A 26,082-nucleotide genomic window follows, 5' to 3' on the forward strand; every position below is an offset into this window, starting at 1 on the left:
GGGTGTCCTGCTTTTCTCAACAAAGCGGGGCAGGTAGCTAGGGAAGAGGGGGCGTATCTGTCAATGGTTTGGGGGTGCCAGGCTGCGTTTGTCGGCTGGCGGCATGGCCCTCTGGTTCGCCGGCGATGTGCCTTTGCCAAGGCAGTTTTCTTTGATTTTCATGCTGTCAGCGCCTATTGATACGCGCTTTCCACCCTTGTCTGGCGCATGCTGACTGCCTGCGCGTTCCCGCCTTCAGGGCCCACCGCTTCATGTCCGCTTCCACCAAATCCCCGTCCGCACCCGGAATTCCGGCCGATCAGGCACCGGATCTGGCGGCTGCGCGCGAGGAGATCGACCGGATCGATGACGAGATCCACGACCTCCTGATGCGCCGCGCCGAAGTGGTGGGGCAGGTGGCCGCGGCGAAGGGACCGGCGCTTTTGGCCGCCAGCCCGATCCGCATCGAACGTGAAGCCCAGATGCTGCGGCGGCTGGCAGCACGCCACGAGGGGTCGCTGCCTTTCATGGCGGTGGCTGATCTGTGGCACGAACTGATCGCGGCCATGACGGCGATCCAGGCCCCGTTCGCCGCAGCCATTGCGGGTGGCGAGGGCGCCATCCGGCGGTTCGACCTGGCGCGTCAGCAGTTCGGCTCCAGCATTCCGGTCGTGGTGGCTGAGGATGCGCGCAACGCGGTGCGGCGGGTCGCTGACGGTTCCGCCGGGGTGGCGGTGCTGCCGCCACCGGAAAATGGCGGCAAGGGCGCGCGGAAGGGGGAAGCACCGTGGTGGACGCTGCTGAGTCCTGCCGAAGATGCGCCGCGCATCGTTGCGGCCTTGCCCTTTGTCCTTGAGGCAGAGAGTGACGCGCCGGTGCGGCGGCGATACCTGGCTGGTGATGGCCCCCGAGCGGTGGCCGTCGCCAAGGCGCCGCACAATGCGTCGGGCGATGACGTGACACTGGTCGTGGCAACGTCCCAGGGGTTTGTCAGCCCCGACACCTGTGCGGACATTTTTGACAAGGCCGGGCTGTCCGCCTGGCGGCTTGCCTATGCGGATGATCCGCATGCAGGCCCGGAGACCGACAAGGGCGCAGGTGCGCCGCAGCTCCATCTAATTGCGATCGATGGTCACATCGAGGGCCGGGACGAACGGCTTACCCTTATGGGCAAGCAGCATGGCGGCCCGTTCGGCAATGTCTATCCGGTTGGCGGGTATCCGGTGCCGATCGGGCTCTAGGCCGGGCGGGCACCCTCAATAGCCGGACCATCTGGACACTGAATTTTCAAGGAACAACGCGATGGGTGACCTGACACCACGCGACGGCATCGAGAAGATCACCCCCTACAAGGCGGGTGAATCGAAGATTGCCGGGCAGGACAACGCACTCAAGCTGTCCGCCAACGAGACCCCGCTGGGACCGAGTCCCAAGGCCCGTGAGGCTTTTCTCAAAGCCGCGGAGACCATGGAGATTTATCCTGACGGCGGCTACGGCGCGCTGCGGGGGGCAATCGCCCGCCGATACGGCCTCAACCCTGACCGCATCGTATGCGGCAACGGGTCGGACGAGCTGTTTCACCTGCTGGCCCAGGCCTTCATGGGACAGGGCGATGAGGCGATCCACACCGAGCATGGCTTTGCGGTCTACCGGATCGCGACCCAGGCAGCAGGCGGGACGCCTGTTGAAGTGCCGGAAACCAATTTCACCACGGATGTGGATGCGATCCTCGCCGCGGTGACCGGGCGCACGCGCATGGTGTTCATCGCCAATCCGAACAATCCGACGGGGACGTATATTCCCATCGACGAAGTCAGGCGCCTGCATGCGGGGCTGCCATCCAATGTGCTGCTGGTGCTGGACGGGGCCTATGCCGAATATGTGACGCGGAATGACTATGAGGCGGGCATCGAGCTCGTGTCGGGGTCAAGCAACGCCGTGATGACGCGTACCTTCTCCAAGGTGCATGGGCTGGCGGCGTTGCGCGTCGGCTGGGCCTATGCGCCTGAAAACGTGGTGGATGCGCTCAACCGGGTGCGGGGGCCGTTCAATGTGGGCGGGCCGTCGCAGGCAGCGGCCATCGCGGCAATCGGAGATACGGCGCATGTGGATGCGTCTGTTGCACACAACGAAAAGTGGCTGGCCCGGCTGACGGAAATCCTGCCGGGGCTTGGCATTGAGGTGCTGCCGCCGGTGGCGAATTTTGTGCTGATGCGGTTTTCCGGTGAGAACGGGAAGACCGCACAGGCGGCGGATTCATTCCTCAAGAGCCGCGGCATCATTCTGCGGCCGACAGCGTCCTACAAGCTGCCGGACTGCCTGCGCATGACGGTGGGGCTTGATGAGCACAATGAGCGGGTGATCGCGGCGCTGACCGATTTCATGGAAGGCACGGGGTCATGAGCAAGCCGATCTTCGAGCGCGTTGCCATTCTCGGCCTCGGTCTTCTCGGGGCCTCGCTGGCCCATGCCGTGAGGCGTGGGGGGCTTGCGGGCGAGATCGTCGGCTATGCGCGCTCATTGGAAACGCGTGACCGGGTGCGTGAGCTGGGGTTCTGCGATCAGGTATGCGACAGCGCGGCGGATGCGGCCAAGGGGGCGGACCTCGTGGTGCTTTGCGCGCCCGTGGGGGCATTCGGGGCACTGGCGGAGACCATCGCGCCGCATCTCCGCACGGACTGCATCGTTACCGATGTGGGGTCAGTGAAATCGGCGGTGGTGCGGGATGTGAGCCCGCATATTCCCGATGGGGTGCATTTCATTCCCGGTCACCCGATTGCGGGCACGGAGCAATCGGGCCCCGATGCCGGCTTTGCAGAGCTGTTCGACGGAAGGTGGTGCATTCTGACGCCGATCGGGGCTGCGGAAGATGACGTGTCGCATACGGCGGACCGGGCGGAGGTCGAGAAGCTTGCCCGCTTCTGGCGCGCCTGCGGGTCGAATGTCGATTTCATGGACCCGCACCATCATGACCTCGTGCTGGCGATCACCAGCCATCTGCCGCATCTCATCGCCTACAACATTGTGGGGACGGCTGCGGATCTGGAGACGGTGACCCAGTCGGATGTGATCAAGTATTCGGCGGGCGGCTTCCGTGACTTCACGCGTATCGCGGCGTCCGACCCCACCATGTGGCGCGACATCTTCCTCAACAACCGCGAGGCGGTGCTGGAGATGCTGGGACGTTTCACCGAGGACCTGTCGGCCCTTCAGCGGGCGATCCGCTGGGGGGATGGGGACGCGCTGTTCGAGCGGTTCAGCCGTACCCGGACCATCCGCCGAAGCATCATCGATGCGGGGCAGGATTCTCCGGTGCCGGATTTCGGCCGTCACGCAAAGCCGGGCGACAAGAAAGCCTGACGTCTAGGGCGTGTCACCGGCAGTACCGGTCAGCCTGACAGGGCCGAGGAAGACTTCGTCGTTCTTGATGATAAGCGGCAGGCGCAGCTGACCGGGGTCTGCTCCGGATGCAAGAGACAGCACCGACATGGCGGTCTTCAGTGTGCCTTCCATGTTGCTAGCAATCAGCTTCTGGCGGATCAGCCCGTCGATGATGACGTCGTGGCCGCGCAGGGTCGTGTCGAAGCGGCCATTGGCGGTGCCGTCGGCGGCGATGTCCATCGCGCCGGATGCCGTTGCTCCGGTTTCGCCCCAGGTGATCGTGCCCTGGGAGACCTGGAGCGTCGCACCATCCATCGCGAGAAGGGCCAGGTCCTGAAAGACACGGTCGCCGGCAAGGGCCGTAACGCGGGACTGAACGCCCACATGCTCGATTGTCGGTCCCATAAGATCGACAAGGCCGGGAGCGATGTCCTTGCCCAGCGCCATGTTGGCACCCCGCAGGGCGATGTCGACCGCGCCATCTAGGTCTTCCACCTTGCGGGCATGCACCTGCAGGCGTTCGGCGCCAAGAACCGCAGGTCGGTCCAGACGGGTCGCTTCGACTGTCTGCAGGTCGATCGCAAGGCGCAAGGGATGGCCATCGCGCATCACGTAGCTTGCCTCTGCGCTCTCGGCTGCAACTTCCCAGCGTTGTTCGTTACTGCCGCTCCCATAGGTCAGCTGCATGGGGCTGCGGGCGGCTGCGATCAGATGGTCGAGGCGGTAGGGAAGGGCGTGCGCGTGGAATTCCGGCGTTTGCCATGACCACGGGGTGTCGGCGCTTAATGCCGCATAGCGCAGATTGTCGAGTTCGAGGCGCAGGCGCAGGGGCCAACCAGTGACGCGCATGTCGTCCCAGGCTACCTCGATACCATCCTCTGCCTGCCGTGCCTGCCAGGTGTCGATCTCAAGCCGCAGCCTGTCGGCCACCGACATCCAGTAAAGCGTGTAGAGCCCCAGGAGCAGCGCAAGCGCGAGCATGGGGAAGGCCGTTTTGGGGATGCGGTTGAGCATGAAGGCGGACCTGCGCTATTGCGGAGCGGGAATGAACAAGCGAGCGCTGCGAGGATAGAGCATTTGCCCGGCGAAAGCCTGCATACGGAGAATTCTGGCCGAAACTGTGATGAGGACCTGTGGGTTTTCGGATACGGCTCGCTGATGTGGCGGCCGGGGTTTGCGTATCTCGAACAGCACCAGGCGCGCATCACGGGGTATCACCGGGGCTTCTGCGTCTACAGTTATCACCATCGCGGCACGCCGGACCGGCCTGGGCTTGTGTTGGGGCTTACCCGGGGCGGTTCCTGCCGGGGCATGCTCTACCGCGTGGCTGCCGAACAGTCTGATGAGACAATCGCCTATCTGCGCGAGCGTGAGCAGGTGACGGCTGTCTATCGCGAGGTGTGGGTGGGCGCATTGCGGCTGTCGGACGGCAAGCGCCTGCCCAAGGTGCTGACTTATGTGGCGGACCCGCGCCATGAGCAGTATGCAGGCGCGCTCGACATGGAGACGCAGGCGGGGCTGATTGCGCGCAGTGAGGGCAAGTCAGGCCGCAATCCGGATTACCTGGCGAGCATGGTGGTGCATCTGCGCCATATGGGTATCCGTGACCGGGGGCTTGAAGACTTGCTGAAAGCCGTGGAGCAGCGGCTGGAGGCGTGATTGTCCGAACCGCGTAGCGTGGCTGATCAATCCCGGTAGGACAGGGTCTGCTGTGCCTCTTCCACCAGTTTCTGCGTGGCGGGTTCGATGGCGCCTTCCAGCCTTGCCATGAAATCGCGCCGTTTCAGCCCCGGTTCGATGGGCGGAAGGATTTCTACGACGATGGTGCCGGGCTGGCGCTTCATGGCGCGGCGCGCCCAGTAGAGACCGGAGTTGAGCGCTACCGGCACGCAGGGAATATCCAGATGGGTATAAAGCGCGGCGGCCCCGGGCTTGTAGGCGGGCGGTGCTCCCGGCGCCATGCGGCTGCCTTCCGGGAAGATGACGATCGGCCTGCCCTCGGCTACGGCGCGGCGGCCCTGGCGAACCAGCTTTCGGATGGCCGACGGGCCGGAGCCGCGATTGATGGAAATCATGCCAGCCTTCAGCGCGTACCAGCCATAGAGCGGGATGTAGGTCAGTTCCTGTTTCAGCACGATGGCAGGGTCTTTTGCTGCCACGGCCCAGAAGATCGTGTCCCACATGCTCTGATGCTTGGATGCAATGAGGCAGGGGCCGTCCGGCAGGTTTTCCTGCCCGCGAATCTCATATCGCACGCCGGTGATATGGGCAGCACCCCAGAGCTGTACCCGCGACCAGAAACGGATGCCGGCGCCGGTAAACCGGCGCGGCAGTACGAGCAGCGGCAGGGCGCCCAGCGTGATGATGGCGCTGGCCGTGTAGAGATAGAGTTGGTAGGCGAGGGAGCGAAGCGCGGTCACAGGGGCAACTATCTATTGTTGACGTGGCCTCACCCCAGCCGGTGATGCACCAGGGTGACGACGTATTTCGCGTACTCCGTGACAAGGATGCGCGCAAGCTTGACATTGCGCAGGGCCCGGTTGGTGCTGGGACCGTCCATCGCCACGGCATAGGGGGCGAAGCTGACTGCGGGCATGCGGTGGCGCAGCAGGGCAAGGCTGCGCGGCATGTGATAATCGCTGGTGACGACCACGAGCGACCTGAATCCCTGTTCCGCGACCCAGTCAGCGGTTTCCTCGGCATTGCCCACTGTTGTGCGGGCAGCGAAACCAAGATCGACGCAGCACCCGAACCTGGTGCCGTCGCCGCCGAAGCTGGCGGCAAGATCTTCGCGGGTGATCTCTTCATTGACGCCTGAAATGAGCAGGCGGGCGCCGCGTCCGGCTTCCAGAAGCTGCATGGCTACGGCGATGCGATCCCGCCCGCCTGTGAGGACCACGATCCCGTCGGCGCTTGGAGCAGATGACGGGTCGAGCGGTTGCTGCGGTTCCGGAATGGCGGCGAGGAAGCTGAGGAAGCCTCCACCGGCCATCAGCACCAGTACCAGCGCGAACCCCATGCCCACGCGCGCCAGCACGGACAGACCGCCACGGCGGGGCTTCTTGTGCCGGAAGATGGGAATGGAACTGTTCACGTCGTGGACCGGATAGAAGGCTCCCGCTTGGAAGCACGTGGTGACAGGACAAAAGCAGCCAACAATACAGGAGCGATGTCCGGCCCCGCGACCATGCCCCGTGCCGAAAGGTTAATGGCGCAGTTAACGGCGCGTGGGCGTCCGGCCCATCACAGGCCTGAAGTGTGCCCGCGACAGGGTGAACAAAAACCGAAGATTATGGCTAAAGCGTGGGGGCGAGGGCGCGCATGACGGTCATTCGCGCGGCAATGGCCGTCAATGCGGTAGCGGCTACGGGCACTGCCAGCAGGATCAGGTAATGCGTCCATGGCATCTGCAACTGGGGCAACAGGGTGACGTCGCCTGTCCCGTCGGAAGCGGCCATGCCGAAAACCATGAAGGTCACAGCCGCTGCGGCCCAGCCGCCGAGGCTGGCCTTGAGGCCGGTATCGAGGAATTGCCGCTGGACTTCCCCGGCGATGAAACTGTCGCGGGCACCTATCAGGTGCAGCACCTCGACCGTGTCGCGGTTGGCGGCCAGGGCCGAACGGGTGGCGAAGACAACGATGGCAGCGGTCGTGAGCGCCACCAGGGCGAGGATGCCCAGCCCGACCAGCTCAACAACCGTGGCTGCACCTGCCAGCTCATCGCGCCAGCGGGCATGGGTATCGAGGGTTGCGTTGGGAGCTATGGCGCGGATGCGGGCGCGCAGCATCTCGAGATCAACGCTGGCACCTTCAGCAAGGTCCGCATGGATCAGCAGGGGGACCGGCAGGCCCATCAGCGCGTCGGCATTGCCAAGCCATGGTTCGATGAGGGCAGCGGAGGCGGACTGGGACAGGGCTTCAACGCGGGCGAAAGCGGGATCTGCCTCCATCAGCGCGATGACAGCTTGCGCCTCTGCTTCCACATCGGCGCCGCCGCGCGGGACGATTTGAATCGTCAGGGCGCGGTCGAGGTCCCGGGTCCAGGCGCGGCTGGCGTCAGATGTGAGCAATGCACCACCCAAGGCGAGGCAGGCGAGATAGCACATACCCGCCACCACGACGCCCAGCGCCGCACCTCCCCGGCCGCGCGGCATCAGATCGGTTGACGGAGTGAGCGCGTCATCGCCCGGGCTGTTGGGCCCGGTCAGGCCGAAGCGCTGGCCGATGCCATTGGCAAGGGCCTGCGACAATCCCTGTTTGCGCCAGCCACGGATCATTGGATGAGCTCGCCCTTGGCCAGATGCAGCACGGGGGCGCCTGACCGCTCCACGAGCGCGTGATCATGAGTAGCGATCAGCACGGTGGTGCCGAAGCGGTTCAGTTCCTCGAACAGCCGGAGCAGGCGCAGACCCATGTCCGGGTCCACATTGCCGGTCGGTTCGTCAGCGAGCAGCACATCAGGCCGGGCGACAACGGCGCGGGCGATTGCAGCGCGCTGTTTCTCACCGCCGGACAGGGTGGCTGGTGTTGCATGCATGCGTTCGCCCAGCCCGACCCATTGCAAAAGCTCAATCACGTCGTCGCGGTAGTCGTCCATGTCGTGGCCTGCGATGCGCAGGGGCAGGGCGACGTTCTCAAATGTTGTGAGGTGATCCAGCAGGCGGAATTCCTGAAACACCACGCCGATGCGCCGGCGCAGGGCCGGCAGGTCCTGGCGGCTGGTGGTGGCAAGGTCATTGCCGAACATGGTGATGAGCCCGCGCGACGGACGCAGGGCGAGGAACATCAGCTTGAGGAGCGATGTCTTGCCGGCGCCTGACGGGCCGGTGAGGAAGTGGAAGCCGCCCGGTTCGAGATGGAAGCTGATGTCGCGCAGGACCTCAGGCCCCAATCCGTAGCGCAATCCAACATTCTCGAAGCGGATCACCCGCGTACCTCACATCGTTCCAATCGGCCGGCAAGGTGGCCAGCGGGGCTGAAAATGGCAAAAAACCTGCCCTACACGCCGAATCGCGGCATGGTTAGCGCAGTTTTAACGGACTGTGGCCCATAGAGAGGGCAAGTGCCATAGGTGCCGTCCTGTAACCTGCGTGCAGGTGAGCGGCCGGGACACATGGCCTGTGACTTGCCTAACCGGTGGCTGCGTGCAAAACCACCCGACGACGAAATCCGGCGCATGTGCTGCGCCCTTTTCATAAAGACGCTCCGCCTGCCGATGATCATCACTTGCCCAGAATGCGAGACGCGCTACACGGTGAAGGCCGAGGCCTTCAAGGCGCCTGGCCGCAAGGTGCGCTGCAAGGAATGCGGCAATGAGTGGTTTCAGGAGCCGCCGGAAGACGAGGCCGCAGTGCCTGCGCCGACAGGCGAGGCAGTGCCCGACCCGGCACCTGAACCAGAGCCTCAGCCGGAGCCCGCTCCCGAACCTGCTGACGAGCCTGCCGTTGTTGCGGCGGCCGCGGAGCCCGTTCCCGCGACGGAAGAGCCTGCGCCGGCCAGGAAGGCGAAACCGTCTCCGGGTGCTGAGACATCCGCCTTCACGCCGGCCAAGAAGTCCCGCCGGGGCGCGATTATCGGCTGGAGTATCCTTGTCGTATTTGTCGGTGTGTTTTTCGGCTCCCTCATCGCCTTCCGGGGCGATGTGGCGGCCTACTGGCCCGCTACGGCAAAGCTCTACGATGCGATCGGATTTCCGGTGGCGGTCCATCACATGGAATTCCGCCAGGTCACCTTCGAGGAAACGAAGGAAAATGGTCTCGACGTGCTGTCGGTACGCGGGGAGATCATCAATGTGACCGAAGAGCGGGCGCCCGTGCCGCGGGTGCGGCTGGCGCTCAGGGACGCGGAAGGCCGCGAGCTCTATCACTATTTCTTTGCGATTCCCGAGGGGGAACTTGACGGCGGTGCGGTGGCGGAGTTCGTCACCCGGCTTTCAAGCCCGCCCGCCCAGGCGTCGGATTTCGTACTGCGCTTCGTTGAGCCGGGTGAGTATTCCGGTGGCGGGACGGGCAGTGGCGCCGGCAGCTAGAAGCGCTGCAACAATCTGTTGAGATAATCGAGCTCCACCGGCGGCCGTGAGCGGTCACCGGCGCGGCGCTGTAACTCTTCGAGGATACGTCGGGCCCGCTGGATATCAGTCTCGTCCGGCACCTCGACGCCATCGCCCTGTTGCGGGCCGGAGCTGCGCTGGGGGCGGCCCAGCGGGTCGCGGCCTTCTCCGCCGCGCCCCTGATCCTGGCCCTGCTGATCGCCCATGGCGAGATCCTCGAGCAGGGTTTCGGCCAGGGCCTGTGCCCCGTCGCGAAGGTTCTCAATGGCTTCACCCTGTTTGCGGGCGGCGCGTTCGGTGTCGCCCTGGGCAAGGGCGTCTTCCGCGTCCTGCATGGCCCGTTCGGCGCGGCCGAGAGCGGAGGGCTGAGAGACGCCGGAGCCATCCAGCCCCTCGCGCAGTCGGCTCAGCTCGTCTCGGATGCCGCCCTGCCGCCGCTGAAGCTCGCCATTGGGGCCTGCGCCCGGCTGGCCCTTGCCTGCCTGGTTGCCGCCCTGGGAGCCCCCTTGCTGATCACCTTCACGGCCGCCTGCCTGGAAGTCCTGGCTGTTGCCCTGCTGCACGGTTTCATCCTGCAGGGCACGCTGCTGGTCGATGATTTCGCCCATCTGGCCGATGGCGTCATTCATGGCCGACTGTGGCGGCGTCATGGCCATCTGGCCGGGCGTGCCGCTGGCAAGGTTTTCCATCATGCGCTGCAATTCGGAGAGCAGCTGCCGGGCAGCGTCGCGCGATCCGGACTGGGCGAGGTCCTGGAGCGCATCGAGCATGTCTTCGAGGTCGCCGCGTTCGATCATCTGGGCGTCTGGCGGCAACTGCGCGGTATCCCCATTGGGGCCGGCCTGCATCTGTTGCTGTGCCAGGGCCTGCAGGAACTCATCCATCGCCTGCCGCAATTCCTGCATCAGGCGGTCGATCTCTGCATCCGGCGCGCCATTCGCCAGGGCGTCCATCAGAGCGTCCTGAGCGTCGCGCAGGGCGGTTTCAGCCAGAGAGAGCTTCCCGTCCTCGAAATGCAGCGCTACGTCCCACAAGAGCTCGTAGATGCCGTCCAGGTCGCCTTCGTGGTCGGCTCCCTTCAGGCGCCAATAGGCGGCGCGCAGGGGCAGATAGTCGGTTGCGGTCTCGTAGTAACGGTCTGCGTGCAGGGTGAGGGCATTCAGCGCGCGGGCGACGCGGGGTGCATCGTCGGGTTTGCGGGCAAGGCGCTGGCGCTGCTCGATGACGGCGCGTGCGACGGGGTTGGTGAAGCGGCGCTGCGGCAGGCGCATGATCCGGGTGCCGCTCAGCCCCTCCTGGCCTGCTTCATCGAAGGCTGCCAGCGTGATTGCGACCTGCAGGCCGGCCCAGGGGTGGCTTGTCAGGTCCTTGTAAGTGAATTCGGCTTCCGCCTCGGTGACGCGGGGCGACGGCAGCGGCAGTTTGAGGACCGGCGGGTCGATGGCCGCAAGAGCCCCGATTTCCGTGCTGGCGGTGCCGTCACCCTCATCGCCGTCGGCGGTGATGTCGGTCGTGTCCGGATCCGGCAGGGTGATGCGCATTTCCGCCTGGGTGATGCCGTAATCGTCCAGCAGGTCGTAGCCGACGGCGAGGGTCAGCTGCGGCGTGACGGAGAGGGCATCGCCGTCGGTGAAGGTGATCTGCGGCGCATGATCGGGGGTGAGCGTCAGGGCGTAGCTGTCGAGCACCCGGCCATTGGCGGCCAGGGCAAGCGTGCCCTCCTGCGTCAGTTTAAGGGCGATCTCATGAGCCCCTGACGCGGCATCGGCAAAGGGATGGTCACCGTCGCCAAGGCGTGCTTCGGCGCTGCCGGCACCATAGATGCGGGCGGTGAGTTCGCTGCCGGTGGGGACGGAGACCGGAGCCGGGGCACCATCCTCGCCACGGGGGGCAGAATTGAGGAACAGCGGCGGCACGCCGGTATAGGCCGGCGGTGTGATCCAGGCATCGTAGGCGATGGCGGTACTGCTGCCCGAGAAGGTGCCGGGCAGCAGATTGTCAGCCAGCCGCGCCGGAGCGTCGCGGCCTGCATGTACAAGGGCTGCGGCGACAAGAAGGAAGGCTGCGCCGCGCAGGGCATAGCGGTCGGTCTCGGGTGCCCGCGAGCGTGGGGATGCGAACCTGGCCTGCCGCATGGCGCCTTCAAGGCGGGCCTGATGGGCCGCCCAGAGGGCAGAGCCTTCGTTGCGGTCGCCTGCGAAGTCAGCGCGGTCGTCGGCCAGCGCGGATAGGGGGCGATGCCTGAGGCCTGACTGCCGCTCGATACGGCGCAGGGCTTCCTCGGTTTCAGGCCAGCGCCAGCCGCGCAAACTGCGGATCAAGAGCCAGGCAGACCCGCCGAGCGTGCCGGCAAGGGCGAGCCAGTGCAGGGGAGCGGGCACCGACTGCCAGCCATTGACCAGTGCCACGGCCCCATAGACGCCGGTGAGGCTCAAGGGTGCTACGAGTTCGGGCCACAGGCGCTCCCAGGCTAGGCCCGCACGCGTCAGTGCCACCTTCCGCTTCAGGGCGGGCGGCAGATGGTCTGCGGCGGTGTCGCGGCGCTTGCGGATCAAAGGCTGTCACGCTCCCAAAGGCTTGCCGGCCGGCGCGCGACGCCCTGGGAGAGGGTCAGCGGTCCAGCCAGTCCGGCATCCGGTTGTCAGCCAGCAAAGCGTCATAAGTTTGGCGCTCGCGGACCACGGCCCAGTCTGCCCCATTGACCATCACTTCGGCCACCAGGGGACGCGCATTGTAGGTCGAGGCCTGCACCGCGCCATAGGCTCCTGCGGAAAGGATAGCCAGACGGTCGCCCTGGGCAAGCAGCGGCAGATCACGATCCTTTGCAAAGGTGTCGCCGCTTTCGCAGACAGGCCCCACAATGTCGGCCTTCAGCCGCGGGTGGTCGGGCGCGGGCTCTGTCACCGGCAGCATGTCGTGCCAGGCGTCATAGAGCGTCGGGCGGATCAGATCGTTCATGCCCGCGTCGAGGATCAGGAAGTCCTTGGCCTCGCCATGCTTCACATAGGTGACTTCGGTCACCAGCACGCCTGCGTTCCCCGCAATGATCCGGCCCGGCTCAAACAGCAGGCGCACATCGAGGTCGGCGAAGGCCTCGCAGGCGATGCGGCCATAGTCTTCGGGGTGAGGCGGCGGCTCATTGCCCTGCATGTAGGGAATGCCCAGCCCGCCGCCGAGATCCACATTGTGCACGGCGTGGCCCTGCGCCTTCAGCTCGCGCACAAGCTCCGCCACCTTGGCGAAGGCTGCCTTGAACGGGTCGAGGCTGGTGATCTGGCTGCCGATATGCACATCGACGCCGACAATCTCGATGCCCGGCAGGTCAGCGGCGCGGGCATAGACCGCGTGCGCGCGCTCCCAGGCGATGCCGAACTTGTTTTCAGCCTTGCCGGTGGTGATCTTCACATGGGTGTTGGCATCCACATCCGGGTTCACCCGCAGCGAGATGGGCGCGCGCATGTTCTTGGTAACGGCCACCTCATTGAGCGCTTCAAGCTCCGGCTCGCTTTCCACATTGAACATGAGGATGCCTTCGTCGAGCGCATAGGCCATCTCCTCGCGCGTCTTGCCGACGCCGGAAAAGACGATCCTGTCCGCCGGAATGCCCGCCTTGCGCGCGATGCGGATTTCGCCCTGGGAGACGACGTCAGCACCGGCCCCCATCTTTGCCAGCGTCGAGACAACGGCGAGGTTGGAGTTGGACTTCACCGAAAAGCACACAAGTGCCTTGTTGCCGCTGGTGCCGGGCTTGAAGGCGTCGGAGAAAACGCGGAAATGCCGCTCGAGCGTTGCTGTGGAGTAGCAGTAAAACGGTGTGCCCACGGCATCGGCAATGGCCGACAGGGAGACGTCCTCGGCGTGAAGAACGCCGTTCTTATAGGCAAAATGGTGCATCTGTCGTGTTCCGGCTTTCGGCCTAGTTGACGGCTTCCGGGGCGGGGAAGCGCGGCCGGGAGCTCTCCTCGGGCGTTTCGCGCTGGGCTTCCGGAGCAGGTGCCGTGGCGGCGGGTGAGGGCTCGCCGGTGGGTTCCGGGAAATCCTTGTCGGGACCAAGCAGCGTGTCGCGGCCTTCTGGCGGCACCAGGGCTCCGCGGACGCCGCAGCCGGCGACCACAAGAGCCAGAAGAGCTGCCACGGCAAGCCTGCCGAAGGATGTCGCTGCGGTCATGAAAGCTGCTCCCGCCAATAGGCTACCTGGGCGCGCACATTATCCGGCGCCGTCCCGCCGAAGCTTGTGCGGCTTTTGACCGAGTTGTCGAGGCCCAGCACGTCAAAAACCTCGGCAGTGATCTTGGGTTCAGCCTGCTGCATCTCTTCTAGCGTCAGCCCGTCAAGGTCGCAGCCCTTGGCCTCGGCAGCGGCCACGAGGCTGCCTGTCACGTGATGCGCATCGCGGAACGGCATGTTGAGCTCGCGCACCAGCCAGTCCGCCAGATCGGTGGCAGTGGAAAAGCCCGTGCCGGCGCTGGCACGCATGGCGTCCTTGTTCACCGTCAGATCACGGATCATGCCGGTCATCGCAGCAATCGCCACATCAAGGGCGTCCATCGCATCAAAGGCCGGTTCCTTGTCTTCCTGCATGTCCTTTGAATAGGTCATGGGAAGGCCCTTGAGCATGATCAGCAGGCTGTTGAGCGCGCCGATGATGCGGCCTGGCTTGGCGCGCACGAGTTCTGCCGCGTCCGGATTGCGCTTCTGCGGCATGATCGACGACCCGGTGGAGAACTTGTCCGGCAGGCGCACGAAATTGAACTGCGACGACGTCCAGATGACGATTTCCTCGGCCAGCCGCGACAGGTGAACCGCGCAGATGCTGGCAGCCGACAGGGTTTCGAGCACGAAGTCGCGGTCAGCAACGGCATCAAGCGAGTTGCGGGTCGGCCCGTCGAAGCCGAGCGCCTTGGCCGTCTGCTCACGGTTGATGGGGAAGGACGTGCCGGCCAGAGCGGCAGAGCCGAGCGGGCTCAGCCCTGCGCGGGCATGGGCATCCTGAAACCGGCCGCGGTCACGCGCCAGCATTTCCACATAGGCCAGGCAATGATGGCCGAAGGTCACGGGCTGGGCGGTCTGCAGATGCGTGAAGCCGGGCATCACGGTGTCCGTGTGCTGCTCGGCCTGGTCCACCAGCACGGTCTGCAATTCCTTCAGGCCCTCATCGAAAGCCTCCAGGCGCTCGCGCACATGCAGCTTGAAGTCTGTCGCCACCTGGTCGTTGCGCGACCGGGCGGTGTGCAGGCGGCCTGCAGCCGGGCCGACGAGGTCGCGCAGGCGGGCTTCCACGTTCATGTGGATGTCCTCAAGGTCGCGGCGGAACGGGAAGGTGCCGTTCACGAGTTCTTGTTCGACCTGGTCCAGCCCCTTGAGAATTTCGGCCAGGTCGTCGCTTGAGATAATGCCGCTGTCGGACAACATTTGAGCATGGGCGCGGCTTCCGGCAATGTCCTGCCGGGCCAGGCGCTGATCGAAGTCGATGGAAACGTTGATTGCTTCCATGATGGCGTCAGGTCCGTCCGCGAACCGGCCGCCCCACATTTTGTTGCCCACAGTCTGTGCCTTTGTCGTTGTCTTAGCTGTCAGGAAAACGTGTCCGATGTCCCGTGAAACCGGCCCCGCCAAATCCGACGAGAAGAAAGTGTCACCCAAGACCCGCTTTCAGCTCACCGCCTTCATTCTCGCGGCGGTCATTGCGGCGGTTCTATACGGCATGGGCCCGATGGGTGGCAAATCGGATGGTGATCGTAACGGCGCTGTCGAGCGTGCAGATGCGGAGGCTGCCACTGTTGACCTCGCCCCGCTGACCGTGGGCGCCGTCGAGAATTTCGTGCCCGCAGAAGCCCCGCTTGATCTCAAGCCCATCAGCTTTGTGGACGCGGAAGGGAACCGGCTCACCCTCGATGACTTCGAAGGACGGGTTGTGCTGCTCAATCTGTGGGCTACCTGGTGCGGCCCGTGCCGGGAGGAAATGCCCGCGCTGGACAGGCTGCAGGCGGAACTAGGCAGTGACGAGTTCGAGGTACTGGCGCTCAGCCTCGACCGGGGCGGTATCGACAAGCCGCGCGACTTTCTGGCGGAGATCGGCGTCAGCAATCTGGCGCTCTACCATGACGAAACGGGCCGGATGAATGTGCCGCTCGGTGCTTTCGGGCTGCCGACGACACTGCTGATTGACAGGCAGGGGCGGAGCCTTGGGCGGCTTGTCGGGCCTGCGCACTGGGATACCGGCACTGCCATAGCCCTCATCCGGGCCGCGATTGACGCGGATGAGACGGGCGGTCCGGCATCCTGAACCGTGTGAATCAGGAAGCTTCGCCGGTCTGCCGATACGTGGTGAAGAGGGCACCCAGGATCTGTCCCACCTCGCTGCCGCCATGGGTCAACGGCAGGCAGACCGCGTGATAGATCAGGTGATCCCGTTCAGCGCTTGATGCCTTGGTGACTGCGAATACCGGGGCGCCGCGTGAGATTGCGGCCTTCTGGATTGCAGACCAGCGGCGGCTGATGGCGTTCTCCGGGGACGATCGGCCGATCTCGGATACTTTCATCCCCGTGCGTTCCTCACCGGTCATCTGGGTGAGGGCGGAGCCAAACAGGCGAATTCGGAAATCACCGTCCTCGAGGGGTTCGGTGATCGCCAGGTTCGGCGCGATGTCGGACAGGTCAGCCAGATTGATGTCCGCGCGGTCTGGCATGGCTTTGCCTGCGCATTTTTCTGACCAATAAGCAAACAATCGCTCCGCGCCAGGGTGGCTCGGAGCGGCGACAAAAGTGAACCCGGCATCAGGTGCAGCCGGAAGGTCGGAACTAGACACTAAACACACACTTCTTAGTCAGAATTAACCACCTTCATAAGGTGTACCGACAAAACGTCAGCAACCAAAGCGTGTTGGCGCCTTAATGGTGGTTATGGTTAACGGGAACGTGAAAAACAGCAGAAAACCGGGCGTTTCTGTTGAAACCGCCCGGCGATGCCTCTGTGATGTGAGGCGGTGCTGAGGGGGTTACCGGGTGGGAACCGGAGAATCACCGCGGTAATCGTAGAAACCGCGACTGGTCTTGCGACCCAGCCATCCGGCTTCGACATATTTCACCAGCAGCGGGCAGGGGCGGTACTTGGAGTCCGCCAAGCCCTCATAGAGCACCTGCATGATCGACAGGCAGGTGTCGAGACCGATGAAATCAGCCAGTTCGAGCGGGCCCATCGGGTGGTTGGCGCCCAGCTTCATGGCGGTGTCGATGGCTTCGACACTGCCGACGCCCTCATAGAGGGTGTAGATTGCTTCGTTGATCATCGGCAGCAGGATGCGATTGACGATGAAGGCCGGAAAATCTTCCGCCACGGTCGCCTTCTTGCCGATATGGGCCACGAAATTCCTCGAGGCCTCGAAGGTCTTTTCGTCGGTGGCGATGCCGCGCACGAGTTCGACCAGTTCCATGACCGGCACGGGATTCATGAAATGAATGCCCATGAAGCGCTCCGGACGGTCTGTCGAGGCGGCCAGGCGGGTGATGGAGATCGACGAGGTATTGGTCGCCAGAATGGTGTGCTCCGGCAGGACCGGGCAGACATCGGCGAAAATCTTGCGTTTGATCTGTTCTTCTTCCGTGGCGCTCTCGATCACGAGGTCGCAAGCCGCGAGCGCGTCCAGGCCGCCGGAGGGGCGGATGCGCTTCAGCGTGGTATCACGGGTAGCATCGTCGATGGCGCCTTTGGCAACCTGGCGGGCGAGGTTGCCGTTGATGGTGGCAAGGCCGCGCTCAATCGCGCCTTCGTCCACATCATGCAGGATGACGTCCAGACCCGACAGGGCGCACACATGGGCGATACCGTTGCCCATCTGCCCTGCACCGATCACACCGACCGTACCGATATTCATGAGAATTACTGTCCTGTCCGCGGTCTGCTGCCTGCCTGGGGCCGGGCCGTCGGGCCGGCACATCGCATTGCGGGCGCACCGCTCACTTCAGGGGAGGGGCTTGCCCGGGGCTGGTAGTATGCACCAAGGCCCCGGGGAAGCGTAGCGTATTCAAGCCTTTTGGGAAGGCTTAGAGAACCTTGTCGAGCTCGGCTTCAAGCTCCGGCACCGCCGTGAAGAGGTCCGCGACCAGGCCGTAATCGGCAACCTGGAAGATCGGAGCTTCCTCATCCTTGTTGATGGCGACGATGACCTTGGAGTCCTTCATGCCGGCCAGGTGCTGGATGGCACCGGAAATGCCGACGGCGATGTAGAGCTCAGGGGCCACGATCTTGCCGGTCTGGCCGACCTGGTAATCGTTGGGCACGAAGCCCGCGTCCACAGCGGCGCGCGAGGCACCGACGGCGGCGCCGAGCTTGTCGGCCACCTTGTCGAGCATGGCGAAGTTGTCGCCGGACTGCATGCCACGGCCACCGGAGACGATGATCTTGGCAGCGGTCAGCTCCGGACGGTCGGACTTGGTCAGCTCTTCGCCGACGAATTCGGACAGGCCGGGATTGTCGGCGGCAGCAACGTTCTCGACAGCAGCCGAACCGCCGTCGCCGGCAGCGTTGAAGGACGCGGTGCGGACCGTGATGACCTTCTTGGCGTCGGTGGACTGGACGTGCTCGATGGCGTTACCGGCATAGATCGGGCGGGTGAACGTATCGGCGCTTTCAACCGACATGATCTCCGAGATCTGCGCCACGTCCAGCAGGGCTGCCACGCGCGGCATGTAGTTCTTGCCGTTGGTGGTGGCCGGGGTGAGGATCGCGTCATAGGAGCCTGCGAGGCTCACGATGAGGGCGGCCATCGGCTCGGCAACCTGCTTGGCGTACTGGGCGTCGTCGGCAACCAGCACCTTGGCGGCACCTTCCAGCTTGGACGCGGCTTCGGCGGCAGCGCCGCAATTCTCACCGGCCACCAGAATGTGCACATCACCACCGATCTGGGTGGCGGCGGTCAGCGCCTTGGCGGTGGCGTCGTTGAGGGCGGCGCCCGTGTGTTCTGCGATAAGGAGCGTGGTCATTAGATAACTCCGGCTTCGTTCTTCAGCTTGCTGACGAGTTCAGCAACGGTCTCGACCTTGACGCCTGCCTGGCGTTCGGCCGGCTCGGTCACCTTCAGCACCTTCAGGCGCGGGGTGGTCTCACCGCCGAAATCGGCCGGAGCCTTCTCGTCGATCGGCTTCTTCTTGGCCTTCATGATGTTCGGCAGCGACGCGTAGCGCGGCTCGTTGAGGCGCAGGTCGGCGGTCACGATGGCCGGCAGGGTGAGGGACACGGTCTGTGTGCCGCCGTCGATTTCGCGGACGACGTTGAGCTTGCCGTCCTGCTTTTCGATCTTGGCGGCGAAGGTGCCCTGGGCCCAGCCGAGGAGGGCTGCGAGCATCTGACCGGTCTGGTTGGAATCGTCGTCAATGGCCTGCTTGCCGAGGATGACGAGTTCCGGGCCTTCGGCGTCGACCACACCCTTGAGGATCTTGGCGACGTTGAGCGGCTCGACCGTGTCGTCGGTCTTTACCAGGATGCCGCGATCAGCGCCCATGGCCAGCGCGGTGCGCAGGGTTTCCTGGGCCTGCTGCGGGCCGATGGACACGACCACCACTTCGGTGGCGGTGCCGGCTTCCTTCAGGCGGACGGCTTCTTCAACGGCGATTTCGTCGAACGGGTTCATCGACATCTTGACGTTGGCCAGTTCAACGCCGGACTGGTCCGCTTTCACGCGGACCTTCACGTTGTAATCGACCACGCGCTTGATCGGCACGAGCACTTTCATGGAGGCAGTCTCCGAACTTGCGAATCTTGATGGAGCTTGCGCTTTTGCCCATCAGGCCGTCAGACCTTGCAAGAAGTGCTGACACTGGAGGGAAAAACCAAGCAAACCCGGAGTGTGCAAGACCCCGAGTATTGTTGCGGTGCGGGAACCTACTTGGCCCCCGTAGGCGAGTCAACGCGCAGGCAGGCCTGCTCCCTGGCGAAGAAATATTGCGTATATATTCCGTGCCAAGCGCATATATGTCGCAGTGCGACATATATATCTGCCGATGTCAGCGCGGGGCCGGGTCCTGCATGCGGCGGATCGGGGCGCGACCGAACAGGGGCACGCCGGGCCGCTTCAGGAGCGGCGTGAGCACGAGGCCTGCCAGAAAGCCGCCGATATGGCCCCACCAGGCGGTCGGACTGCCGGGATCGGCAACCACCATCACTACCTGAAAGGCGACCCAGCCGCCCAGCACGCCCCAGGCGGGGACGTAGAGCGGGATGCGCATCACGAAGACCGCCCACATGCGGACCCGGGGGTGGAGCATCAGATAGGCGGCGACAAGGCCCGAGGTGGCGCCGCTGGCACCGATCAGCGGCACGGTGGAGTCCGGTTTGAGGACCGAAAAGAGGAGCGCTGCCGCCACGCCGCAGAGCAGATAGAAGGCCAGGTAGCGCAGATGGCCGAGGTCATCCTCCACATTGTCGCCGAGCACCCACAGGAACAGCATGTTGCCAGCTAAGTGCCAGACGTCGGCGTGCAGGAACATGTAAGTGAGCAGCGCCAGTTCCTCTGGGAAGGCACCGAAATCCGGCAGCCCGCCCACAAGCGCGGCCGGCACAACGCCGAAGGCCTGGTCGGCGGCAATCATCTCGCCGGGAGCGAGGGAGGTCTGCCAGAGGAAGGTCAGCACATTGGCAATGATCAGCCCCACGGTCACCCGCTGGAAGGAGATGACCTTGAGGGGGTTGTCGTCGTGGATGGGAATGAACATCGAGGGCTACCCGGGAACTGGCGTGCCCCCGCATTGGCCGCATTGCCGGGGGCGCTTGCCGCAAGCTTACGGCAAGGGGACACTTTAAAACAGCCTGCTTCGATCGGCCGTGCAGTGAGGATTGCCGGTGCAGTAGTCCCGCGTGCTCTGCGGCCGGTCGCACCGGCTGCTGCTGTCGCACCACCGCTCCATGCTGCGCGTCCTGCTCTCCTGGGTGCAGGCTGCCAAGGCCGGTGTCAGGAGGCAGGCCAGCAGCAGCGCACCTGCGGGCATCGTTCTTTTCATGAGGGCCTTCCCGTCATGAAGGATCTCCCTGTTCGGTGGGCTCCGGCTCATAGGCGAGGATATCGCCGGGGGCGCAGTCCAGCTCCCGGCAGATGGCTTCAAGCGTCGCGAAGCGGATGCCCTTGACCTTGCCGGATTTGAGCAATGACAGGTTGGCTTCGGTGATGCCGACCGCCCGGGCAAGGTCGCGGCCTTTCATCTTGCGGCGGGCAAGCATGACATCGAGGGTGACGATAATCGGCATGGATGCCCCTCTAGACGATGCTGGCGCTGTCTTCGGCGGCGCGGGCAGCTTCCACCATCACCCACGAGATCACCAGCGCCACGGCCCCGACCAGCGCGATGGCGACATCGTTGCTCGACAGCGAGATCGCCACGAAGCGCTCGCCGACCGCATTGTCGAGGCTCATGGCGAGAGACACCACGATATCGCCCAGCATTTGCGCCGGCACCCATAGGATGAGGGTCATGGCCAGGGCCCGCAGGCGCTCTGCGTTGTCGGGCCCGAGAATAATGCCCCGGGCGTACAGGCCGAACAGCGCCCGCAAATGCCACACGCCATAGAGGATGACGCCCGTCGGCAGCAGCAGGGAGGCGCCGAAACCCATTGTGCGGTCCAGCAATGTCAGCGGGCCGGGCTGCGCACCGGGCATCATCTTGAGGCCGAGGCTGTCGCCCAGCTGCGCATCGGGGATCAGCGCCCAGCCGAGGGCCAGCAGGAGCGGGATCCCCGGCAGCAGGGCTGTCAGAACGAGATGCAGCCAGGCGCTGGCGCGTTGAATGCGGGCAAGGCGGATGTCGGAAAGCGGCATGGCCAGGTCCTTTGAAGGTCGATGACCATGCCGTTTTATGATGTATTTTTATTGTATTGCAATAATTAATCGCCGTAGTGCAGCTAGTTTCGCAGCTTTCCGACGAAGTCCGCGGTCGCCGTGCCGATCTCGTGCGGGCTATCTTCCTGGATGAAATGGCTGCCCTTCACGGTCACTTCCGTCTGGTTGGGCCAGCTGCGGCAGAAATCCCGCATGGCTCCCGTCAGGATCGCGCCCGGCTCGGCATTGACGAAGAGCTTCGGCAGGTCCGCCTGCGACAGCCAATTGCCGTAGTCCTCGACGATTTTCACAACATCCGCCGGGTCGCCCTCGATCGGGATCTGCCGCGGCCAGGTAAGGGTGGGGCGGCGGTCTTCGCCCTTCTCGGCAAAGGGACGCCGATAGACGGCCATCTCATCTTCCGTCAGTCCACGGATGATTGAGCCTGGCAGCACCGTCTCGACGAAGACATTCTTCTCCAGCACCATCTCTTCGCCGGCGGGGCTGCGGAAGCCCTGGAACACGGCGGTCGCGGCATCCGGCCATTCATCCCAGGTCATCGGCTTCACGATGCCTTCCATATAGACGATGCCCTGCACTGCGTCGCGGTGGCGGCTGGCCCAATCAAAGCCCAGGGCGGACCCCCAGTCGTGGATGACCAGCACGACGTTTCCGGTCACACCGAGGGCGTCCAGCACACCATCCAGATACTCGCGGTGCTGTGCAAAGGTGTAACTGTCCGGACCCGGATTATCGAGTTTGTCGGAGTCTCCCATGCCGATCAGGTCGGGGGCGATGCAGCGGCCCAGGCCCTTCAGATGCGGCATGATGTTCCGCCACAGATAGGAGGAGGTCGGATTGCCATGCAGGAAGACAATGGGGTCACCCTCACCCATCTCCACGTAGGACATGGTCTTGCCTTTGACGGTGACTGTCTTCTTGGGGTGTTCAGCGGTGGAAATCTCGGTCATCAGGCGCTCCCGGACGTGAGTTCTGTTTTTGCACCTACACCCTAGTGCGCCAGACCCGGCAAGCCCACACACAGTTTTGCGACCTTGTGGTTCACAGACGGACCAGCGGGGATGACCTGTATTTCAAGGCAGCTCAGGCTTCGGCCTGTCCATCGAAACGCTGCTTGGCTTTTGCGCGCAGGCGTTCCAGCCGGGCTTCCAGCTCGTCGATGGTCTCATCGACCTTGTGCTTTGCCGCGGATGCCTTCTGGCTGCCATCCACATTGCGGCGCAGCAGCTCTTCCACGTTGGAGAACAGCTTGTCCACGGCAAGGTGGTCGCTGGTGCCCTCATAGGGGTCGTAGGGCACGCGTGCCGTGCCAAAGAGGTTGATGATCCGTTCGGTCTGGCGACCGAACCGGAGCAGTCCTTCGAAATAGCGATAGGGTCTGTCACCTCCGGCGACCAGCCCCAGCAGAAGCGCCCCGAAGGAAAACGGGCTGAGTACGAAGTCACGCAAGGCATCAAGGCCGAGCTTTGCCTGAAAGACCAGCACATCCCAGACCAGCGCCCAGCGGTCTTCCCGCCTGTCGGGTCCGGCCTTCAGCAGGCCGGTGTCGGGTTCCTCCGCCTGGTTCACCGCGTCGTTCATAGGCTGCTCCTCCCATCGAGATCTGCCGGTTCCCAGATGCATCATATCGGAAGGATCAGCGGCCCTGAAAAGGCCCTGATGCATGTGAGGGTAAATTGGGGGCGGAGCCGGCTGGTCAGAAGGGGCGGAAGCCCTGCACCCAGAAGGCGATGACGATGATGACGATCGCCACGAATTGCAGCATCACGCGCCAGCGCATCAGCATCTGCGAGCGGGAGGCTGCCGCCTCACCGCCGCCGCGCCACATATTGATGATGCCGGCCGCGAGCACGAATGCCACGGCAGCGAGTGAAACCGGGATCAGGATGTCGAAAATGTCCATGGGCAGAACCTTAGTGTTTCAGCGTGCCCCGGCAAGGGGCATGGATGCCGCAGCTTCGAGATCCTCAGCATCGCAGATGGCATGGACCATGGTGAGATAGGCATCGAGAAGAGCCGCCACCTCATCCGGGTAGAGCTGGAAGGCCGCCACATGCGTGCCCCAGCCGCCAGCTGCGGCCAGGAGCGGGTGGTCGTCCGCCGGATGCGGGGCCACCCACAGGTCGATGTTGCGGTTGGCGGCCACAATCTCTTCGGCATGGATGCGGCGGTTCACAGGATCACGTTCGTCCTGGATCAGCAGGGTCGGCCGGGCATAGGTCATACCCTGGTCCTTGAGGGTCGTCTCGAATGCCGGCGCCCCGTGCAGCAGCCCGGCTGCTGTCGTGGTCACATGGGCCAGGGCCAGGGGAAACCCGGCTGCCGCGACGGTGCCGCGGGCCATGGTGTCATAGGTATCAAGCATCGGGTCGAGGAGGATAAGCCCGCGAATGCGGCTGTCCTGCGCTGCCGCTGTCAGGGCTGCCGCACCGCCCATGGAGACGCCGAAGGGGATGATCGGCTCCCCACCGCCGCGTATCTGGGCATAGTCGACAGCGGCCAGCACGTCCCTGGCTTCGGCGCGCCCCCAGTCCAGCTGTCCGCCGCCCCAGGCTTGTGACGTGCCGGAATTGCGCATGTCGATTGCAAGCACATGGTGCTGCATGCGGGTCAGCAGCTTGTAGAGGCCAAAGGCATTCACATAGGGGTCAGCGCGGTTCGAGTTGGCGCCATGGATGAAGATGATCACCCCGCGTGTCTCGATGGGCTCGCCGGTGAACTCATCGATGCCTGCGGGCGTTGCATCGGGCATCCACCAGCCATTAATGGCCACGCCGTCTGCGGTGGTGAGGCTCACATCCTCGTAAGCTATGCCATGGTCCGCCGGGGTATCTTCGAGGGCCTCACGCTGTGCCGCCATCAGAAGTGTCGGCAAAACGCCAACCACGAGCACCAGCACCACAAGAGGAACGGCCAGCGCTGCCCCAAGCCCAATGCGTTTCCACAGCCGATTATCCGCCGTCATCCCGGCCATCACTGATCCCCCATCTCCCTGGCGCGCCGACTATTCCAGCCCGGCGTCCGCCATGCAATTCAAGACGGCGTGCAATGGTGAACCGTGACAGCGCTGAGGCAGCGATCGGGCAAAGCGGGCTGCTGCCCGTCAGCTCTCGAGCAACCGGCGGGCAATTACCTGCGCCTGGATTTCGGCAGCCCCTTCGAAAATGTTGAGAATGCGGGCATCGCAGAGGACACGGCTGACTGGATATTCGAGGGCGAAGCCGTTGCCGCCATGGATCTGCAGCGCATTGTCGGCAGCAGCCCAGGCCACGCGTGCGCCCAGCAGCTTGGCCATGCCTGCCTCAAGGTCGCAGCGATGTCCCTGGTCCTTTTCACGGGCAGCGAAGTAAGTGAGCTGACGGGCGGCGAGGATTTCAGCCGCCATCATGGCGAGTTTGCCGGCAACGCGGGGGAAGTTGATCAGCGCCTTGCCGAATTGCTGCCTTTCGGTGGCGTAGGCCAGACCCAAATCAAGCGCTGCCTGCGCCACGCCCACGGCGCGGGCCGCTGTCTGAATGCGGGCGCTTTCGAATGTTGCCATAAGCTGCTTGAAGCCGCGGCCTTCCTCGCCGCCGAGCAGGGCGGACGCGGGCACCTCGACGCCATCAAAACCGATCTCATATTCCTTCATGCCGCGATAGCCGAGCACGCCGATTTCCCCGCCGCTCATGCCCTCAAGGGGGAATGGCTCGGCGTCGGTGCCACGCGGTTTTTCCACGAGGAACATGGACAGGCCCTTATAGCCCGGCGCATCCGGGTTGGAGCGGGCCAGCAGGGTCATCATGTCGGCGCGGGCTGCGTGGGTAATCCACGTCTTGTTGCCGGTGATGACATAGCTGTCGCCGGACTTCATGGCGCGCGTCCGCAGGCTTGCGAGGTCCGAGCCCGTATTGGGTTCGGTGAAAACGGCAGTGGGCAGGATTTCGCCGGAGGCGATCTTCGGCAGCAGGCGCGCCTTTTGCTCTTCGGTGCCACCCGCCATGATGAGTTCGGCGGCAATCTCCGAGCGGGTGCCGAGGGAGCCGACGCCAATATAGCCGCGGCTCAGTTCCTCGGACACGACGCACATGGCGATCTTGCCCATGCCCAGCCCGCCTGCATTTTCAGGGATTGTCAGGCCGAAGACACCCAGCTCGGACATTTCGCGGATGACCTCAAGGGGAATGAGGTCGTCCTTGAGGTGCCATTGATGGGCGAAGGGCGTGACTTTGTCATCGGCAAAGCGGCGGAACTGGCTGCGTACGAGGTCCAGGGTCTCATCCAGCCCGGCATTGCCGTAAAAGCCCGAGCTATCCGCCTCGATCATTCGTGCCAGGGCAACCCGCGCTTCAGCGGAGGCGGCCTCTGTGAACAGCCCGGCTGTGGCGTCAGTCAGCGCATCAACCGCATCCTGCGCCACACCCATATCCGCGGGGCGCAGGATTTCGCCCTGGCTCATGGGCAGGCCGCCGGTCAGTTCGGCCACATATTCGCCGATGGCGAGTCCGGCCAGCGCCTCTTCCATCGCCGTCAGCGTGCCCTGGCTTTCCATGCGGGCCAGATAGTCCGCCAGCTGGGTCAGCGTTTCCACATAGGTGGCCGTCCAGGCCAGGCCGTGCGCGGCGACCTGCTCGCGCTCAAGCAAAGCTGCATCAACCTTGCCGCCGGGGGCCACGCGGGCAGACACCACCTCCCGTGCCGCGGCCAGATAGGCGCGGGCAGCCTCTGCGGCAGTTGCCGCGCGGGCCGTGATGCCGGACGGGGCGGAGGCGGAAGAGGTGTGGTGTTCGGCCAGGCTCATGAAGGGGACGTTCCTCGGTGCGTGATTTTGCGCGCGATCCTACAGCGCAGCAGTTGGTTTCACAAA

Annotated in this window: 27 protein-coding genes; 6 read left to right on the forward strand and 21 right to left on the reverse strand. The window is 64.4% G+C overall.

Annotated features, from left to right (window positions below; translation table 11 throughout):
• The first annotated feature begins 251 nt into the window (after positions 1-251).
• The 3 genes from HG718_RS00210 to HG718_RS00220 all read left to right on the forward strand — a co-directional run bounded on the left by HG718_RS00210 (position 252) and on the right by HG718_RS00220 (position 3,338).
• Positions 252-1,220 carry a chorismate mutase gene (locus HG718_RS00210; RefSeq protein WP_160586532.1) on the forward strand — a complete coding sequence of 323 codons (969 nt, stop codon included), beginning with the start codon at positions 252-254 and terminating at the stop codon, positions 1,218-1,220.
• Between the two features lie 61 nt (positions 1,221-1,281).
• Entirely contained in the window at positions 1,282-2,382 is a 1,101-nt protein-coding gene (hisC, locus tag HG718_RS00215; RefSeq protein ID WP_160586533.1) for a histidinol-phosphate transaminase, read from the forward strand.
• Positions 2,379-3,338: a prephenate/arogenate dehydrogenase family protein gene (locus HG718_RS00220; protein ID WP_160586534.1), complete on the forward strand. Its 960-nt coding sequence runs from the start codon at positions 2,379-2,381 to the stop codon at positions 3,336-3,338. The genes hisC and HG718_RS00220 overlap by 4 nt, the downstream gene beginning before the upstream one ends.
• Positions 3,339-3,341: 3 nt before the next feature.
• On the opposite strand, the gene HG718_RS00225 is transcribed toward HG718_RS00220, so the two are convergent.
• Positions 3,342-4,373, reverse strand: a complete 1,032-nt coding sequence (locus tag HG718_RS00225; protein WP_160586535.1) for a DUF2125 domain-containing protein — start codon at positions 4,371-4,373, stop codon at positions 3,342-3,344.
• Positions 4,374-4,436: 63 nt separating this feature from the next.
• Between HG718_RS00225 and HG718_RS00230 the strand changes: the two genes are divergently transcribed.
• Positions 4,437-5,018, forward strand: a complete 582-nt coding sequence (locus tag HG718_RS00230; protein ID WP_244617569.1) for a gamma-glutamylcyclotransferase — start codon at positions 4,437-4,439, stop codon at positions 5,016-5,018.
• A 26-nt stretch (positions 5,019-5,044) separates the two neighbouring features.
• Here the strand turns inward: HG718_RS00230 and HG718_RS00235 are convergent, their stop codons facing one another.
• The 4 genes from HG718_RS00235 to ftsE form a co-directional block, all read right to left on the reverse strand.
• Positions 5,045-5,779 carry a lysophospholipid acyltransferase family protein gene (locus tag HG718_RS00235; RefSeq protein ID WP_160586536.1) on the reverse strand — a complete coding sequence of 245 codons (735 nt, stop codon included), beginning with the start codon at positions 5,777-5,779 and terminating at the stop codon, positions 5,045-5,047.
• A 29-nt stretch (positions 5,780-5,808) separates the two neighbouring features.
• Positions 5,809-6,453 (reverse strand): YdcF family protein, encoded by a 645-nt coding sequence (locus HG718_RS00240; protein WP_160586537.1) that lies wholly within the window; start codon positions 6,451-6,453, stop codon positions 5,809-5,811.
• Positions 6,454-6,655: 202 nt separating this feature from the next.
• Positions 6,656-7,636 carry a cell division protein FtsX gene (locus tag HG718_RS00245; RefSeq protein ID WP_160586538.1) on the reverse strand — a complete coding sequence of 327 codons (981 nt, stop codon included), beginning with the start codon at positions 7,634-7,636 and terminating at the stop codon, positions 6,656-6,658.
• Positions 7,633-8,286, reverse strand: coding sequence for a cell division ATP-binding protein FtsE (gene ftsE / locus HG718_RS00250; RefSeq protein WP_160586539.1), 654 nt, complete (start codon positions 8,284-8,286; stop codon positions 7,633-7,635). Before ftsE ends, HG718_RS00245 begins: the two co-directional genes overlap by 4 nt.
• A gap of 288 nt (positions 8,287-8,574) precedes the next feature.
• On the opposite strand from ftsE, the gene HG718_RS00255 reads away from it, so the two are divergent.
• Positions 8,575-9,387 carry a zinc-ribbon domain-containing protein gene (locus HG718_RS00255; protein ID WP_160586540.1) on the forward strand — a complete coding sequence of 271 codons (813 nt, stop codon included), beginning with the start codon at positions 8,575-8,577 and terminating at the stop codon, positions 9,385-9,387.
• Here the strand turns inward: HG718_RS00255 and HG718_RS00260 are convergent.
• The 4 genes from HG718_RS00260 to argH are packed head-to-tail and all read right to left on the reverse strand — an operon-like array spanning position 9,384 to position 14,952.
• Positions 9,384-11,963 (reverse strand): TIGR02302 family protein, encoded by a 2,580-nt coding sequence (locus HG718_RS00260; protein ID WP_160586541.1) that lies wholly within the window; start codon positions 11,961-11,963, stop codon positions 9,384-9,386. The two genes, HG718_RS00255 and HG718_RS00260, sit on opposite strands and share 4 nt — an antisense overlap.
• Before the next feature lie 55 nt (positions 11,964-12,018).
• The gene (lysA, locus tag HG718_RS00265) at positions 12,019-13,302 is read right to left on the reverse strand and encodes a diaminopimelate decarboxylase (protein WP_160586542.1); all 1,284 of its coding nucleotides are present in this window, start codon (positions 13,300-13,302) and stop codon (positions 12,019-12,021) included.
• 22 nt (positions 13,303-13,324) lie between these two features.
• Positions 13,325-13,576, reverse strand: a complete 252-nt coding sequence (lptM, locus tag HG718_RS00270) for an LPS translocon maturation chaperone LptM (RefSeq protein WP_160586543.1) — start codon at positions 13,574-13,576, stop codon at positions 13,325-13,327.
• Positions 13,573-14,952, reverse strand: a complete 1,380-nt coding sequence (gene argH / locus HG718_RS00275; RefSeq protein WP_160586544.1) for an argininosuccinate lyase — start codon at positions 14,950-14,952, stop codon at positions 13,573-13,575. Before argH ends, lptM begins: the two co-directional genes overlap by 4 nt.
• 46 nt (positions 14,953-14,998) lie before the next feature.
• On the opposite strand from argH, the gene HG718_RS00280 reads away from it, so the two are divergent.
• A complete protein-coding gene (locus tag HG718_RS00280; protein WP_160586545.1) occupies positions 14,999-15,694 on the forward strand; it encodes a TlpA disulfide reductase family protein in 696 nt (231 codons plus the stop codon).
• A 10-nt stretch (positions 15,695-15,704) separates the two neighbouring features.
• On the opposite strand, the gene HG718_RS00285 is transcribed toward HG718_RS00280, so the two are convergent.
• The 12 genes from HG718_RS00285 to HG718_RS00340 all read right to left on the reverse strand — a co-directional run bounded on the left by HG718_RS00285 (position 15,705) and on the right by HG718_RS00340 (position 26,016).
• Positions 15,705-16,226 (reverse strand): PAS domain-containing protein, encoded by a 522-nt coding sequence (locus HG718_RS00285; RefSeq protein WP_308936408.1) that lies wholly within the window; start codon positions 16,224-16,226, stop codon positions 15,705-15,707.
• Between the two features lie 180 nt (positions 16,227-16,406).
• Positions 16,407-17,282: a 3-hydroxybutyryl-CoA dehydrogenase gene (locus HG718_RS00290; protein WP_027839451.1), complete on the reverse strand. Its 876-nt coding sequence runs from the start codon at positions 17,280-17,282 to the stop codon at positions 16,407-16,409.
• Positions 17,283-17,451: 169 nt separating this feature from the next.
• Complete coding sequence (locus HG718_RS00295) at positions 17,452-18,390, reverse strand: electron transfer flavoprotein subunit alpha/FixB family protein (protein WP_160586547.1); 939 nt, start codon at positions 18,388-18,390, stop codon at positions 17,452-17,454.
• A complete protein-coding gene (locus tag HG718_RS00300; protein WP_027839449.1) occupies positions 18,390-19,139 on the reverse strand; it encodes an electron transfer flavoprotein subunit beta/FixA family protein in 750 nt (249 codons plus the stop codon). Before HG718_RS00300 ends, HG718_RS00295 begins: the two co-directional genes overlap by 1 nt.
• Before the next feature lie 271 nt (positions 19,140-19,410).
• The gene (locus HG718_RS00305; protein ID WP_160586548.1) at positions 19,411-20,118 is read right to left on the reverse strand and encodes a rhomboid family intramembrane serine protease; all 708 of its coding nucleotides are present in this window, start codon (positions 20,116-20,118) and stop codon (positions 19,411-19,413) included.
• A 298-nt stretch (positions 20,119-20,416) separates the two neighbouring features.
• The gene (locus HG718_RS00310; RefSeq protein WP_160586549.1) at positions 20,417-20,647 is read right to left on the reverse strand and encodes a helix-turn-helix domain-containing protein; all 231 of its coding nucleotides are present in this window, start codon (positions 20,645-20,647) and stop codon (positions 20,417-20,419) included.
• Positions 20,648-20,657: 10 nt separating this feature from the next.
• Positions 20,658-21,215, reverse strand: coding sequence for a DUF2975 domain-containing protein (locus HG718_RS00315; protein ID WP_160586550.1), 558 nt, complete (start codon positions 21,213-21,215; stop codon positions 20,658-20,660).
• Positions 21,216-21,298: 83 nt separating this feature from the next.
• Positions 21,299-22,186, reverse strand: a complete 888-nt coding sequence (locus HG718_RS00320) for a haloalkane dehalogenase (protein ID WP_160586551.1) — start codon at positions 22,184-22,186, stop codon at positions 21,299-21,301.
• Between the two features lie 133 nt (positions 22,187-22,319).
• On the reverse strand, positions 22,320-22,817 hold the full coding sequence (locus HG718_RS00325) for a hypothetical protein (RefSeq protein ID WP_160586552.1): 498 nt from the start codon (positions 22,815-22,817) through the stop codon (positions 22,320-22,322).
• 115 nt (positions 22,818-22,932) lie between these two features.
• Complete coding sequence (locus tag HG718_RS00330; protein ID WP_160586553.1) at positions 22,933-23,139, reverse strand: twin transmembrane helix small protein; 207 nt, start codon at positions 23,137-23,139, stop codon at positions 22,933-22,935.
• A gap of 18 nt (positions 23,140-23,157) precedes the next feature.
• Positions 23,158-24,210 carry an alpha/beta hydrolase gene (locus HG718_RS00335; RefSeq protein ID WP_160586554.1) on the reverse strand — a complete coding sequence of 351 codons (1,053 nt, stop codon included), beginning with the start codon at positions 24,208-24,210 and terminating at the stop codon, positions 23,158-23,160.
• A gap of 129 nt (positions 24,211-24,339) precedes the next feature.
• Positions 24,340-26,016: an acyl-CoA dehydrogenase family protein gene (locus tag HG718_RS00340; RefSeq protein WP_160586555.1), complete on the reverse strand. Its 1,677-nt coding sequence runs from the start codon at positions 26,014-26,016 to the stop codon at positions 24,340-24,342.
• Between the last annotated feature and the right edge of the window lie 66 nt (positions 26,017-26,082).

The sequence above is a fragment of the Pyruvatibacter mobilis genome, from assembly GCF_012848855.1.
GTDB lineage: Bacteria > Pseudomonadota > Alphaproteobacteria > CGMCC-115125 > CGMCC-115125 > Pyruvatibacter > Pyruvatibacter mobilis.

What these genes read in the sequence shown, in the direction of transcription:
- HG718_RS00210 (WP_160586532.1), top strand. Translation starts at nt 252, where the DNA reads ATGTCCGCTTCCACCAAATCCCCGTCCGCACCCGGAATTCCGGCCGAT.
- hisC (WP_160586533.1), top strand. Translation starts at nt 1,282, where the DNA reads ATGGGTGACCTGACACCACGCGACGGCATCGAGAAGATCACCCCCTAC.
- HG718_RS00220 (WP_160586534.1), top strand. Translation starts at nt 2,379, where the DNA reads ATGAGCAAGCCGATCTTCGAGCGCGTTGCCATTCTCGGCCTCGGTCTT.
- HG718_RS00225 (WP_160586535.1), bottom strand. Translation starts at nt 4,373, where the DNA reads ATGCTCAACCGCATCCCCAAAACGGCCTTCCCCATGCTCGCGCTTGCG.
- HG718_RS00245 (WP_160586538.1), bottom strand. Translation starts at nt 7,636, where the DNA reads ATGATCCGTGGCTGGCGCAAACAGGGATTGTCGCAGGCCCTTGCCAAT.
- HG718_RS00255 (WP_160586540.1), top strand. Translation starts at nt 8,575, where the DNA reads ATGATCATCACTTGCCCAGAATGCGAGACGCGCTACACGGTGAAGGCC.
- lysA (WP_160586542.1), bottom strand. Translation starts at nt 13,302, where the DNA reads ATGCACCATTTTGCCTATAAGAACGGCGTTCTTCACGCCGAGGACGTC.
- lptM (WP_160586543.1), bottom strand. Translation starts at nt 13,576, where the DNA reads ATGACCGCAGCGACATCCTTCGGCAGGCTTGCCGTGGCAGCTCTTCTG.
- HG718_RS00280 (WP_160586545.1), top strand. Translation starts at nt 14,999, where the DNA reads ATGTCCCGTGAAACCGGCCCCGCCAAATCCGACGAGAAGAAAGTGTCA.
- HG718_RS00290 (WP_027839451.1), bottom strand. Translation starts at nt 17,282, where the DNA reads ATGAATATCGGTACGGTCGGTGTGATCGGTGCAGGGCAGATGGGCAAC.
- HG718_RS00295 (WP_160586547.1), bottom strand. Translation starts at nt 18,390, where the DNA reads ATGACCACGCTCCTTATCGCAGAACACACGGGCGCCGCCCTCAACGAC.
- HG718_RS00300 (WP_027839449.1), bottom strand. Translation starts at nt 19,139, where the DNA reads ATGAAAGTGCTCGTGCCGATCAAGCGCGTGGTCGATTACAACGTGAAG.
- HG718_RS00305 (WP_160586548.1), bottom strand. Translation starts at nt 20,118, where the DNA reads ATGTTCATTCCCATCCACGACGACAACCCCCTCAAGGTCATCTCCTTC.
- HG718_RS00310 (WP_160586549.1), bottom strand. Translation starts at nt 20,647, where the DNA reads ATGCCGATTATCGTCACCCTCGATGTCATGCTTGCCCGCCGCAAGATG.
- HG718_RS00315 (WP_160586550.1), bottom strand. Translation starts at nt 21,215, where the DNA reads ATGCCGCTTTCCGACATCCGCCTTGCCCGCATTCAACGCGCCAGCGCC.
- HG718_RS00320 (WP_160586551.1), bottom strand. Translation starts at nt 22,186, where the DNA reads ATGACCGAGATTTCCACCGCTGAACACCCCAAGAAGACAGTCACCGTC.
- HG718_RS00325 (WP_160586552.1), bottom strand. Translation starts at nt 22,817, where the DNA reads ATGAACGACGCGGTGAACCAGGCGGAGGAACCCGACACCGGCCTGCTG.
- HG718_RS00330 (WP_160586553.1), bottom strand. Translation starts at nt 23,139, where the DNA reads ATGGACATTTTCGACATCCTGATCCCGGTTTCACTCGCTGCCGTGGCA.
- HG718_RS00335 (WP_160586554.1), bottom strand. Translation starts at nt 24,210, where the DNA reads ATGGCCGGGATGACGGCGGATAATCGGCTGTGGAAACGCATTGGGCTT.
- HG718_RS00340 (WP_160586555.1), bottom strand. Translation starts at nt 26,016, where the DNA reads ATGAGCCTGGCCGAACACCACACCTCTTCCGCCTCCGCCCCGTCCGGC.